General features: G+C 67.0%; 13 protein-coding genes. 6 read left to right on the forward strand and 7 right to left on the reverse strand.

Annotated features, from left to right (window positions below):
* Positions 1-16 precede the first annotated feature (16 nt).
* The gene (locus G9C83_RS07275) at positions 17-3160 is read right to left on the reverse strand and encodes a hypothetical protein (protein ID WP_167245424.1); all 3144 of its coding nucleotides are present in this window, start codon (positions 3158-3160) and stop codon (positions 17-19) included.
* Positions 3161-3485: 325 nt separating this feature from the next.
* Between G9C83_RS07275 and G9C83_RS07280 the strand changes: the two genes are divergently transcribed.
* Together G9C83_RS07280 and G9C83_RS07285 are read left to right on the forward strand one after the other, a co-directional pair.
* On the forward strand, positions 3486-4970 hold the full coding sequence (locus G9C83_RS07280) for a lamin tail domain-containing protein (protein WP_167245425.1): 1485 nt from the start codon (positions 3486-3488) through the stop codon (positions 4968-4970).
* Entirely contained in the window at positions 4970-5266 is a 297-nt protein-coding gene (locus G9C83_RS07285; protein ID WP_167245426.1) for a DUF3006 domain-containing protein, read from the forward strand. Before G9C83_RS07280 ends, G9C83_RS07285 begins: the two co-directional genes overlap by 1 nt.
* Positions 5267-5300: 34 nt before the next feature.
* Here the strand turns inward: G9C83_RS07285 and G9C83_RS07290 are convergent, their stop codons facing one another.
* On the reverse strand, positions 5301-5843 hold the full coding sequence (locus G9C83_RS07290) for a SprT-like domain-containing protein (protein WP_167245427.1): 543 nt from the start codon (positions 5841-5843) through the stop codon (positions 5301-5303).
* A 189-nt stretch (positions 5844-6032) separates the two neighbouring features.
* Here G9C83_RS07290 and G9C83_RS07295 point away from each other — a divergent pair, with 189 nt between their 5' ends.
* From G9C83_RS07295 to dinB, 4 genes are all read left to right on the forward strand, one after another.
* Complete coding sequence (locus tag G9C83_RS07295; RefSeq protein WP_167245428.1) at positions 6033-6446, forward strand: hypothetical protein; 414 nt, start codon at positions 6033-6035, stop codon at positions 6444-6446.
* Positions 6439-7035 (forward strand): hypothetical protein, encoded by a 597-nt coding sequence (locus tag G9C83_RS07300; RefSeq protein WP_167245429.1) that lies wholly within the window; start codon positions 6439-6441, stop codon positions 7033-7035. The genes G9C83_RS07295 and G9C83_RS07300 overlap by 8 nt, the downstream gene beginning before the upstream one ends.
* 82 nt (positions 7036-7117) lie before the next feature.
* Positions 7118-7885, forward strand: a complete 768-nt coding sequence (locus G9C83_RS07305; RefSeq protein ID WP_167245430.1) for a GTP cyclohydrolase III — start codon at positions 7118-7120, stop codon at positions 7883-7885.
* 45 nt (positions 7886-7930) lie between these two features.
* Positions 7931-9169: a DNA polymerase IV gene (dinB, locus tag G9C83_RS07310; RefSeq protein WP_167245431.1), complete on the forward strand. Its 1239-nt coding sequence runs from the start codon at positions 7931-7933 to the stop codon at positions 9167-9169.
* A gap of 22 nt (positions 9170-9191) precedes the next feature.
* Here dinB and tpiA read toward each other — a convergent pair whose 3' ends face one another.
* The 5 genes from tpiA to hisC are packed head-to-tail and all read right to left on the reverse strand — an operon-like array spanning position 9192 to position 12664.
* A complete protein-coding gene (gene tpiA, locus G9C83_RS07315; protein ID WP_167245432.1) occupies positions 9192-9839 on the reverse strand; it encodes a triose-phosphate isomerase in 648 nt (215 codons plus the stop codon).
* 39 nt (positions 9840-9878) lie between these two features.
* The gene (locus G9C83_RS07320; RefSeq protein WP_167245433.1) at positions 9879-10421 is read right to left on the reverse strand and encodes a multiprotein bridging factor aMBF1; all 543 of its coding nucleotides are present in this window, start codon (positions 10419-10421) and stop codon (positions 9879-9881) included.
* 44 nt (positions 10422-10465) lie between these two features.
* Positions 10466-11065 carry a CDP-alcohol phosphatidyltransferase family protein gene (locus G9C83_RS07325; RefSeq protein ID WP_167245434.1) on the reverse strand — a complete coding sequence of 200 codons (600 nt, stop codon included), beginning with the start codon at positions 11063-11065 and terminating at the stop codon, positions 10466-10468.
* On the reverse strand, positions 11062-11568 hold the full coding sequence (locus G9C83_RS07330; RefSeq protein WP_167245435.1) for an adenylate kinase family protein: 507 nt from the start codon (positions 11566-11568) through the stop codon (positions 11062-11064). The genes G9C83_RS07325 and G9C83_RS07330 overlap by 4 nt, the downstream gene beginning before the upstream one ends.
* Before the next feature lie 22 nt (positions 11569-11590).
* The gene (gene hisC, locus G9C83_RS07335; RefSeq protein ID WP_167245436.1) at positions 11591-12664 is read right to left on the reverse strand and encodes a histidinol-phosphate transaminase; all 1074 of its coding nucleotides are present in this window, start codon (positions 12662-12664) and stop codon (positions 11591-11593) included.
* Positions 12665-12666 lie beyond the last annotated feature (2 nt).

Raw genomic sequence — 12666 nt, forward strand, 5'->3', positions numbered from 1 at the left:
CCGAAAACACCGGCTGTTAGGTACTGCGGAACGCGAGTACAGCACCTGTCACGAGTAACGTCAGCAGCACACCGAAGCCAGGCGCACTCCCGCCAGAGGACCCGGCAGATGTTGGTTGGGTGGTAGTCGTACCGCCAGAGTCACTCGTTGTTGCGATCGACGTGGTCGAATTCGATGTTGTCGTCGTTGTCGTCGTAGTCGTCGTTGTCGTCGTAGTCGTCGTCTGTTCGGTTGTGTTGTTAGTGTCGTTGGTATCGTTGGTGTCGTTGGTATCGTTGGTGTCGTTGGTATCGTTGGTGTCGTCCGTGGTGTCCGTCGTATCCTTTGCGATGCTGACGGTCCCCGAGGAGTAGTGCATTTGTACGGACACTCGGAGACCGCCCTCCACCTCTTCGATGGTGTACTGGGTTTCGCCGCTGTCCGCAGTGTAGTCGACAGTCAGTTCAGACGGGTCGCTGACGTTCCACGCGTCCAGGAGGTCGTCCGGTAGTTTCGCTGTGTAGTGGCCCTGGTTCACGTTGCCGTCCGAGGTAAAGTGGGGACCGGCGACCGCCACTTCGATGCGCGGCTCGGAATCATCCGTCTCCGGAATGTACACGGGCTGGCGAAACTTCTGTGCGTCCGTCGAGACGGTCAACCCGTCAAGGACCTCTGGTTTGACGTCGTACTCGGTGTTGTTCCCGTTCCCGATGACCATCCACGCGCCAGCGTCGATGGTGAAGTCGGCGGTGTCGTTCTGTGTTCCCCAGTTCTCAATGCTGTTTGCATTCTTCTTGAAATTCAACTGGGAGGGACGCAGTAGGATAGACGCCTTCGTCTTGGTCGCACTGACGTTCTCCGTCGTCCACGTCGTCTCGTTACCCGTATTCAGGAGCACGCGCGGCTCGTAGTCCTGAAGCGTCACGTTCACGCGGAACTGGGTCGTCTCGTCGGCGCCGATACGGCCGAGGTCGTAGCGCTGGGACGGTGTCTGCAACATCGCGTAGATGCCGCCGCCGTAGGCGTTGTACCGTGCCTCGACTTCCGGCATCTCGGTCGTTTTCGTGCCGTTGGCGTACGTGACTGTTGTGTCCGTGACGATCGGGTCAATGACAGAGACGTTGTACGTCTCGCCATCCACCGTGACGGTGTGCTGGCCCGTGGAGTCGAAGCTGGTCTGGAACCAGACGAACTCGGACTGGCCGGGTTCGACACCCGCACGCATCGTCGTGTGGCTGGCGCCGTCAACCTCGACGTCGTAGGTGCGCACCGCCGCTGCGTCACCGTCGTTAGTCACGCGCATCGGTACGAACACTCTGTCGCCGACTACCGCCGTCGAGGGTATGTTATCGTCGTGAAGGGTGATGTTGGCGGTGCCAGCGGTGTCATTCAGAACGTAGACGCGAACGCTCTTCGTGTTCGCCCAGACGTAGTGGGCGCCCGTCTCCGAGAAGGTCCCGGACCGATTGATGGTCGTCGTCTCGCCGGGTGAGAGCGAAATTTCGGTGTAGTCGCTTCCGTTGAGTTCCGTGTTCACCAAGGTAGTCGCGGACTCACTCGTCGGATTCGTGTACGTCGCGTTCACCCAGACGGTTTCGCCAGGCGCAACGCCGTCCTGTACCTCGATGTTCTCCGTCTGAATGCGCGGCTGCACTCGCAGCTCGTCGAGTGAGACATTGTTGAGTGTCACGCGGCTACGGCTCTCGACGCTGCTGTCGAAACTCGCATTGAACGTCACCGTCGTCGAATTGCCCGGGTCCAGCGTGGCACTCGTCGAGGCGACGGCCCGGCCCCAGCGAGTGACGGACACCGGGAAGGTCCCCGAGGAATTCCCCGTGTTGACCACTGTAGCGGTGACCGTCACGTTTTCGCCAACGTACGTCTCGTTCGTTGAGAGGTCGTAACTCTCGACGCCGATGGGGTTGCTCACCACCGGACTGGTTACCGTGCTGTTCTGGACCTCGATCTCGTGGGTGCCGGCAGTCGGGAACGTGGTCGGGACGGTGACGTTCGTGGCTTCGCTCGCGTTCAGGGATACCGACGTGTTTCCGTACACAGAGAACCCGGTCCGATCCGTGACTTTCACCGGGAACGTTCCATTGACGCTGGCGGTGTTGACGACTTCGACCGTCGCGTTGACCGGAGTTCCGACCGCGACGCTGTCGTTCGCGAAGGAGACAGACGTCGCGTTCACGGGGTTCGTCACATCTACCTGCCCGATGCTGCTGCCACTGACGTAGAATTCACCAGTGCCGGTACGCGTCGCTGGAACTGTCAACTGAACGGTGGTGTTGTTACCCGGGTCGAGCGTCACTCCTTGAGAGTCAGTTTCACCCATGAAACTCCCGTAGAGCCGCCGGTTGTCATTCTCTGGACCGAGGTTTTCGACAGTCAGGTTCGCGGTGACGTTCTCGTTGACGTACGTGTCTGTCGTCGAAAGGCCCGAGGACACGACCTGGAGCGATGGTTCGACATCGATTGACTCGGTCGATCCATCGTTGACCGCGCGGTAATACGTACCCTTGTTACTAAAGGACGTGTTGACGCTGGCGTTGATAGTCGAGTTCGCAGGCACCGACACCGTCTTCGCGGACTCTGCCCACCTGCTTTTATCGTACAGGGCGATTGTGAAGTTCTCGGATGCGTCCGTGGGATTGTTCAGGGTCGCGGTAGCATTGATCTGCTCGTTCGTGTAAAACGGCCCGTCCTCGACGTCGGTGTTCTGGACGGTCACCGGAGTCTCCACTGTGAGATTGTTCGTCGTTCTCGCTTTAGTATCGGTGTCCCCGTCGGCCGTCTGTCTGAGGGCCGCGGTCAGTGTGTGATTACCGCCGCTAATCTGGTCGGCTGGGACGGTGAAATTCAGCGTCCCGTTCTGGGACGTGATACTTCCATTGAATAGGGAACCGCCGGTCCTTGCGTAGTAGTTAGGACCACCGATGCTGATATTGTAGTTTGCCGGATCGGCGTTGTCCGGGAGTTGGTACGACACTTCGATCGTCGAGTCGGTAGAACTGTTAATCGTCGCATCCGGGAGGTGGACGCCTGGTGTAGACGCCACCTCATCGGTTGTGCTCTGTCCCCCGCTCGTTGTCTTCGCGACTGCGACGGGTGCGAGCACCGCCGACAGCACGAGGATCAACGATAAACTTACTGAGAGTATCCGTCGCTGGTCTGCCATCGGTCAGTTGGTTTCAATTTTCACTAAAAGTAGTTGCGACCCAATTTTCACCGCCGATAACGTGATGCAGGCAATAATCACTCAACATAACCTCGTAATTTACTGTATTCTATAGGTATAGAGGATATTATAGTTATCTAGTAGGTTAGAATATAATACCGGTCTACACTAGCGCTTCCGAACCGGAGGGCGACGGCTCTCACTGCTACCGGAGCCCCAGGAGCCCTCCGCGGAAGTTCACAACCGGGGAACTCCCCATTCACTTCTACGATCGCCCCAGAATGGGGCCACTAAGCCCATTTGACTGCGCTACGTCAGAGGCGCTATGGCTCGACGGCGCGCACTCGGCGTCCTCGCGGTGGCAGTTCTCGTCCTGCTGGCTGGGTGTAGCGGCGCCGTCAGCGACGCGCCGGCGGCGACGGACCAGGGCTCGGCCACGACTGAAGCCGCCAATACGACGACGACAGAGGCGACGACCACTGCCGCGGAAACCCCGAACGGAACGCTCTCGGTGCACTTCATCAACGTCGGGCAGGGCTCCAGCATCCTCGTGGTCGGCCCGGAGAACGAGACGATGCTGATCGACACGGGCGACTGGTCGGACGACGGCGAGATCGTGCTCGACTACCTCCGGGCGCACGACGTAGAGCGCCTGGACTACCTCGTGACGTCCCACGCGGACGCCGACCACATCGGCGGCCACGAGGCGGTCATCGACTACTTCGAGACGGCGGGCGACGGCGTCGGCGCGGCCTACGACCCGGGTATCGCGTCGAGTTCGCAGACGTACGAGGAGTACCTCGACGCCGTAGAGGGGCACGACGTGCCGCTGTTCCAGACGCGCGCGGGAGACGAGATTCCGCTGGAGAACGCGAGCGTGGACGTGCTGGCGCCGCCCGAGGACCGCCTCGCGGGCGGCGACCGCAACGAGAACAGCGTCGTCCTCCGCGTCGAGTTCGGGCAGTCGACGTTCTTGCTGCCGGGCGACGGCGAGGCGGCGAGCGAGCGGTACCTCGCCGAGGAGTACGGCGCGGGGCTGAACGCCACGGTGTTGAGCGCGGGCCACCACGGCAGTCAGTCCAGTTCGACCGCGGAGTTCCTCGACGTCGCGGCCCCGAAGGTCGCCGTGATTTCGAGCGCGTACGACTCCCAGTACGGCCACCCGCACGAGGACGTCCTCCAGCGGTTCGGGGAGCGCTCGATTCGGACGTACTGGACGGCGACGCACGGGAACGTTGAACTGGCGAGCAACGGCTCCGCGGTGACGGTCGCGACCCAGCGCGACGCGCCGACGGACCCGCTGGACCTCCGCGACGGCGACCCGATAGAGCCGGGGAGCGGTGACGACGTCGAAGTCCGTACTGTCGTCCCCGCGAGCGGAACGGCGACGGCGCCGGACGGCGGGACGACGATCGAGCCTTCCACCACGGACACCGCGACCACGGAGTCGACGACCACGGCTACGACGACCGGCGAAGCCGGCGGTCTGGCCGTCGCGGAGATTCACGCCGACGCGGCGGGCAACGACAACGAGAATCTGAACGACGAGTACGTCGTCTTCGAGAACACCGGCAGCGAGGCCCTGGACCTCGGCGGCTGGACGGTCAGCGACGAGGCGGACCACACGTACACGTTCCCGAGCGGGTTCACGCTCGACGCGGGCGACCAGGTCACCCTGCACACGGGGAGCGGCGAGGATTCGGCGACAGACCTCTACTGGGGGTCGGGGAGCGCGGTGTGGAACAACGCCGGTGACACTATCGTCGTCGAGACCGACACCGGAACCACAGTCGTCGAGGAATCCTACTGATGATACCTAACGGCACCTACACGGCGGTCGTGGACCGCTTCGAGGGCGACCTCGCGGTCCTCCTGCTGGAAGCGGACGGCGAGACGGTCGCCGAGCGCGTGCTCGACCGGGAGCGACTCCCGGAAGCGGGCCGGCACGTCGACGCGATTCTCACCGTCGAACTGGACGACGGCGACGTAGCGAGCCTCGAATACGAGCCGGAGGAGACAGAGTCCCGGGCGGAGAACGCGCAGCGCCGGTTCGACGAACTGTCGCGACGGCCGCCGTCTCGCGGCGACGAGTCGGACTCGGAGTAGCGCGCGTGGCTCTCGTTGGCCCGCTCGTACGTCGTCAGTCGCCGCTCCCTGTGACTTCACGCGAGTACAGCGTTCCGCCGCAGCCGCCGCAGCGGTACGTCTCCGGGTTCTCGACGAGCTTCGACTCCCGGTAGCGCGGCAGCTCGCTGTCGCAGTCCTCGCAGACCACCCACCAGTTCGGCTCGGCGAACCGCTCGCAGGTGACCGACGTCTGGAGTTCGCTCGCCCACTCGCGGAACGCGTCGCCGTGGCTGGCGTCCCCGGCCTCGTTCAGGAGGTGGACGTGAATCAGCTCGTGGCGCACCACTTCCGCGGTCGCGCCCCAGCCGTGCTCCTGGAAGTACTCCCACGTCAGCGAGACGGTCTCCGGGTGCTCGCCCCGGTACTTGACGGCGCCCGCGCGGCGCTTCGCGCGCTTGCTCACCTCCCAGTCGAGGGCGCTGACGTCCACGGTGAGGTCGTAGCTGTCGACGACGTCGCGGGCGTACACCTTCGCGACCGCCAGGAGCTCCGCGGTTGAGGCGTCCGCGTCGACCGCGTAGAACTCCGTGTCCAGGCCTGACGGTTCCGCGGTCATCGGTGTCACTTGGGAGTGGATTCACTCCGAAGAACAGTAGCGTTACGGTTCAGCCGCCGGCGGCATACGCGACGACTGCGGCGCAAAATGCGGTGGTTGGCGACCGTGCGGCCGTCAGTCCTCGGTGGAGATGGTGCGGCTCCGCCGGCGTCCCGAACGTCTTTTGGTCCGGTGTGGCTGACGTGTGGTATGCTCGAACTCAGCCGCGCACCGACCTCCTCGGAGTTCGACGCCCGCGAGGTCGGCGACGCGATCTCCGGCGCGGCAGGCGACGGTCTGCGCGCGTTCGTCGAATACGACGAGCGGGACTACAGCCTGTTGTACGTCCGGGAGGACGTCGTCGAAGACCTCGGCGGCGAGACGGCGTTCGAAGATCTCGCGGACGAGCTGCACTCGGACTACCGCCTGGACTTCACGCAGCAGGAGCTCTACGAGGAGATATACGGCACGCTCGGGAACGTCAGGGCGTTCGTCGTGGTGCTGGACAGCGCGACTGTGCTACGACTGGTCGGCGACGCGGAGGGGCTGTACGTCTCACTCGACCCGTCGGTGTCGATTCAAGCGGTGCTGGACGCGGCCGAGGACGTGGTCGACGATGAGTGACGCGTCGACCGGCCTGGTCGACGATCTCGCGGACGCGTCGAACATCCTCGTGATGGAGGACGGGGACGCGTCGGTGCACGAACGAGTCCACGAGACCCTGCTCTCGGACCTCCACGACGAGGCCGCGGACGTGTTCGTGGCGACGTTCTCGCAGCCGGGCCCGTGGCTGGACGCCTGGGCGGACCACATCTCCATCGAGACGGCCCACCTGGGTCTCGTCCACCTGACGGAGGGCGACACGAGAGAGGGGTACCGGAACGGTGCGTACGTGCGCGGCGTCCATCCGGGCGACCTGACCGGCCTCGGGATGGCCGTCAGCGACTTCTTCGACGGCGTGTCCTCGCGCTCCAGTCCGACGGCGGTGTGTTTCGACTCGCTGAGCGAGCTGACGGCGTACAACGACGTCCGCAAACTGTTCCGGTTCCTGCGCGTCGTCACTCAGCAGATCAACCGGGCGGAGGCGGTCGGTCACTTCCACCTGAATCCGGTCGCGCACGACTCGCAGTCGCTGGCCCGCCTCCGGCCTCCCTTCGACGTCGAAGTCGAGTGCTCGGAGGCGAGCGGCGTCTCGGTGTCGCGCACGCACTGAGCTCCCCACGGCCCCGCCACGGAACATATTTGGAACGCAATCCACAACCGATATACCGGCGGGGTGCCGAGTTCCGGTACCCGTGACGAACACGCAGGTCACTCTCGTGCAACTCGACAACTACGGCCCGTGGACCGTGACGCCGTCGCCGCGGCGGGAGGTCGACCTCCAGACGATGCAGTCCCGCCTCTACGCTGACCTCTCGCAGGCGTTCGGCATGCGCGACGGCTACGTCTTCTTCACGCGCTTCGACAACATGATCGCGGTGAGCAACGGGCTAGACTTGGAGGACCACGCGCGAATCCAGGAGTCCATCCGGAACCGCTACCCGGTCACCGTCAGCCTCTCCATCGGCGCCGGGTCGTCGCCCGCGGACGCGCTCGTCGACGCCACCGCCGCGCTCCAGGAGCAGGGCAGCGCACAGGACGCCGACCGCCGCGAGGCGCTGCTCGGCCAGCCCATCGACGAGGCCGAACGCACCGACGACGACGTCCAGATCGCGCACTTCGACGTCGTCGACGCCACCGGCACGTACACCGACGAACTCGACGCGTACTCGTCGTTCGTCCACATCGAGCAGGGGTACGCCGCTCTGATGCGGCACATGCACGACGCCCACGACGCGCTCTCCTTCTTCGTCGGCGGCGACAACATCATCGCGGTCTGCCCCGACCTCTCGCCAGCGGAGTACGAGGAAGCCATCGACTACGTCCACGACACCGCCGGCGTCGACGTCCGCGTCGGCGTCGGGCACGGCGTCTCGCCGCACGACGCCGGCATGGGCGCCAAGCACGCCCTCGAGGACGCCCGCGAGCGCGAGACGGACGTCGAAGTCCTCCCCGAGCCCTGACCCGCACCGGCCGTTTTTTGCTCGTCGACCCCTGACCACCGAGTGATGGTCGACGGCGAGCGACTCCCCGGGGCGCCAGACCGCGCGGAGCGCATCGTCCTGCACGTCGACATGGACTGCTTCTACGCCTCCTGCGAGCGCATGCGGGAGCCCGAACTCCGCGGCGAGCCTGTGGTCGTCGGCATGGGCTACGAGCCGGGTGAGACCGTCGGCGCGGTCGCGACCGCGAGCTACGAGGCCCGCGAGTACGGCGTCGAGAGCGCGCAGGCCATCGGCGCCGCCTTAGAGAACCTCCCGCGGAGAGCCGAGAATCCCGGCGACCCGGACGCGGGCTACTACCGGCCCGTGGACCTCGACTTCTACCAGGAGGTCGGCAGCGACGTCAAGGACATCCTGTACGACCTCGGGGACACCGTCCGCGAGGTGAGCATCGACGAGGCGTACCTCGACGTCACCGAGCGCACCGCGTGGGACGTCGCCGAGGGGTTCGCGCGCCACGTCAAACAGCGCATCGCCCGGGAGGTCGGCGTGCCCGCCAGCGTCGGCGTCGCGCCCGACATGAGCACCGCGAAGCTCGCCAGCGACCACGACAAGCCCGACGGCCTCGTGGTCGTCGAACCCGACGACGTCCGCGAGTTCCTCGCGCCCATCGACGTCGCGGACGTCCACGGTATCGGGCCGGTTCGGGCGCGAGAACTCCGCGAGATGGACATCGAGACGGCGGGCGACCTCGCGAGCGCCGACCCCTACGAGCTCGCGGACCGCTTCGGCGACCGCGGCCGCGACCTCTACCGGCGCGCCCGCGGCGAGGACAACCGCCCCGTCGAGCCCCGCGGGAAGCCCAAGAGCCTCTCCCGGGAGTCCGCCTTCGACGGCGCGACCGACGACTTCGAGCGCGTCCGCGAACAGGTCGCCACGCTCGCCGAAGCCGTCGCGGACCGCGCCACCCGGAAGAACGCCTTCTACCGCACCATCGGCGTGAAGGTCGTCACGCCGCCCTACGACGTCCACACGCGCGCCGAGTCCCTGCCCGGTCCCGTCGACGACCCCGCCCTCGTCGACGACCGCACGCAGGACCTCCTCGGCGAGTTCGAGGGCGAGTCCGTCCGGAAGGTCGGGGTGCGCGTCTCGAACCTCGACTTCTCGGAGCGCGAGCAGACGAACCTCGACGGCTTCGGAGGCGACGAGAGCGCGGACGGTGGTGGACGTGACCCGACTCGAGGCGGTCGAGGCACGAACGAGCGGCAGAACAGCGGACAGGTGTCCCTGGAGGACTTCGAGTGAGCGGGCAACCGAGGAGACAGCGCTACGCGAGCGGCGCGACGAGGTCCTCGAGCGCTTCTCTGGGGTCGTCGGCTTTCGCGACGCCGCTGGCGAGCAGCACGCCGGTCGCGCCGAGTTCGCGGGCGGCTTCGAGGTCCTCGCCCGTGGAGATGCCGGCGCCGCAGTAGACGTCGACGCTCGGGTCGACGGACTCGGCGGCGGCGACCGCGTCCTCCACGACGTCCGGGTCGGCCTGCGAGACCGGCGTCCCGGTGCCGATGAGCGCCGGGGGTTCGACGGCGACGGCGTCCGGCCCGAGCGCCGCGGCGGCGGCGACCTGCTCGGGGTTGTTCGCGCAGACCACGGTGTCGAGGCCGACGCGCTCGGCGGCGTCGAGGCTGCCGTCGATGTCCGCGAGCTTCCGGCGGTGCTCGCTGTGATTGAGCAGCGTGCCGACCGCGCCGTTGTCCGCGACGGATTCGGCGAGCACGCTGCCCGTGTGGCTGCCGTGCTCGACGGGGCTGACGTGCTGGGCGTACGTCGTCGCGCCCGTCTCCGCGACGCGCGCGAGGTCCGCGGCCTGCGGCGCGACGGCGACGGTAGCCTCTGTCTCTTCGGCGACCTCCGCGGCGGCCTCCCCGATTTCGACCGGGTCGCAGGGGTAGGCCTTCAGATTGACGAGTACGAACACGTCCGCAACGCCGTTCTCGCGGGCGAAAAAACTGTAGGTTTAGCTGCCGTCGCCCTTCCGCTTGACCTTGTCGCCGAGCGTCAGCCCCGCGCTGTCGCTCTCCGAGGACCACTCCGTGTCGTCGGCTTCGCCGCCGGACTCCGTCAGCGTGATGCCGAGCTTGCGTTCGAGCTTCTCGCGGACGTCGTCGCTCGGGAGGCTGTCCCCGCGTTCGAGCTTGCGGATGACGCTCGCCTTCTCGTTGAGGTCGTCCGCGAGTTCCTCCTGGCTGAGGCCCTCGCTCTCCCGGGCGTTCCGGATGCGGGTGTCGTAGTCGCCGACCAGTTCCTCCATCTCGTCGAACATGTCCCGGCGGCGCCGGCCGCCCGACGAGCCGCCGCTCGCCGACGAGCCCGAGGAGCCAGAGGAACCGGAGGAGCTGGACGAGGACGTCGAGTACTTCGTGCTGGTGGACGAGGAGGAGTCGGTCTGGACTTCCGTGCCGAAGTCGGCGCAGTCGTCGCAGACGTCGATTTCGGCCCCCTCGATCTTGACGGTCTTCGGGGACGCGACCTCCTTGCCACACATCTCGCACTGAGCCATACCGTGGGGTAGCCGTGGCCGACGCTTAAATGGCACGCCGGGCGTCAGGCGAGCTGGCGCCACGCCGAGACGAACCGCTGGACGGCGGTGAGGTGGCCGACGACCGCGAACAGCGCGAGCAGCCACGCGACCAGCGAGAACCCCGCGACTGCCGGAACGAACACGGAGAGCCCGCCGGTGATGCCGACGAGCGCGAGGCGGTCCGCGCGCCCGAGCAGGCCGCCGTACACGCGGTCGAGGCCGACCGCCTCCGCCTGCGTGCCGAGGTAGGACGTGAGCAGGACGCCCGTAACAGCCGCCAGCCCGAGGTCGTACCGCCCGATGCCGGCTGCGAGCCCGGCGACGATGACCACGTCGGCGTACCGGTCGAGGACGTGGTCGAGCAGGTCGCCGGCTTCGGAGTCCGTGCCGAGCTCCCGCGCGACCGCGCCGTCGAGCAGGTCCAGCCAGCCGTTCACCACGACGCAGAGCGCGCCGACGGCGTACATCAGTGGGGTCGCGACGTAGAACGCGGCCGCCGCGCCGACCGCGAAGACGAACGCGACGACGCTGATGACGTCCGGCGTCGCGCCGACCCGCGTCGCTGCGCGCACCCACGGCCGCAGCAGCCGGTTCGCGAGGTCGCGGTACGAGTCCAGCGTCATAGGTACTCGGTGAAGTCCACGTCGCCCGCCGAGGGTTCGCGTTCGCCCGCGAGCACCGCCTGAATTGCGTCCGCGACCTCGTCGGGGCTGCGGTCGGTCGCGTCGACTTCGTAGACGCTCTCGCGGCCGTGTCGCTGCACGGCCTCCGAGAGCACGACGTCCAGCGCCTCGCTCTCGGCGTTCTCCTCGGCCTTCGCCGCGGGCTCGCCGCGCTCGACGAGGCGTCGCTCCAGTTCGCCGGGCGCACACCGCAACACGACGACGCGGTCGGCGTCCAGGTGGTGCGCGAGGTGCGACTCCACGAGCACGTCGTCGCGGCCGTCCAGCCAGTCGCGGATGGCGTCGAGGTCCGCGACCTTGCTGTCCCGGGCCTCGTCGACCTCCGTGTAGAGGCCCTCCTCGCCGATGACGTCGTTCAGGTGGACGACGTCCATGTTCGCGTCGAGGCGCTCGACGGCGGTCGTCTTCCCCGTGCCCGGGGTCCCCGTGACGGCGACTCTCATCGCAGTCCCTCCGCGCTCCGGGTCACTCCGCGAGCACCTCGTTCAGCACGTCGACGGCGCGCTCGGTCTCCTCGCGCGTGCCGCACGTGACGCGGACGTGCTCGGGCAGCCCGAAGCTCGAACAGTCCCGAATTAGCACGCCCTCGCGCTTGGCGGCCTCCGCGACCTCGGTCGCGTCGCCGACGTCCGCGAGCACGAAGTTCCCGTGGCTCTCGTAGGTCGGCGCGTCCAGCTCGTCGTAGATATGCTGGCGGGACCACTCGACGCTCTCGACTGACTTCTCGACGTGCTCGTCGTCGTCCAGCGCGGCGAGGCCGGCGCGGCACGCGATGGCGCTCGCGGCGAACGGCGTCTGCACGCGAGCGTACGCGTCCGCCCACTCCGGCGGCGCGACTGCGTAGCCGAGCCGGATGCCCGCGAGCCCGTACGCCTTCGAGAACGTCCGCAGCACCGCGACGTCGTCGCGCTCGTCCAGTAGCGAGACCGCCGAGGGCGCGTCCGTGAATTCGCCGTACGCCTCGTCGACGACGACGAGCGCGTCCTCGCCCGTCTCGTCGGCGACCTCTTCGACGGCGTCCAGCGTGAATCGGTCGCCGGTGGGGTTGTGCGGGCTCGTGAGGTAGACGACGCGCTCGCCGTCGTACGCTTCGAGCACGCTGTCGGCGGTGAGCGCGAAGCCGTCCTCGGTGCGCACGTCGTACTCGGCGACCTCCCCGTGGTGGAAGCGCGCGCTCATCCCGTAGTACGTGAACCCGGGTGTGGGGACGAGCACGCGGTCGCCAGGCGCGAGCATCGCCCGCGCGAGGTAGTCGAGCGCACCGTCGCCGCCGTTCGCCAGCCACACCTGCTCGTCGCCGACGTCCCACTTCTCGGCGAGCGCGGCGGTGAGGTCGGCGTGGACGGCCTTCGGGTAGCGGTGGACCTCCGGCGCGGTCTCGCGGATGGCGGCCTCGGCCTTCGGACTCGGGCCGTGGGGGTTCTCGTTCGAGGAGAGTTTGACGAACTCCGCGGGGTCGCGCCCGAGCTCGCGCGCGACCTCCTCGATACCCCGACCGGCCCGGTACTCGACGTGGTCGGAGAGGTCCCGTGGTTCCATGC

Origin of the sequence: Halobacterium sp. R2-5 (assembly GCF_011734195.1) — an archaeon.
Taxonomy (GTDB): Archaea; Halobacteriota; Halobacteria; order Halobacteriales; family Halobacteriaceae; genus Halobacterium.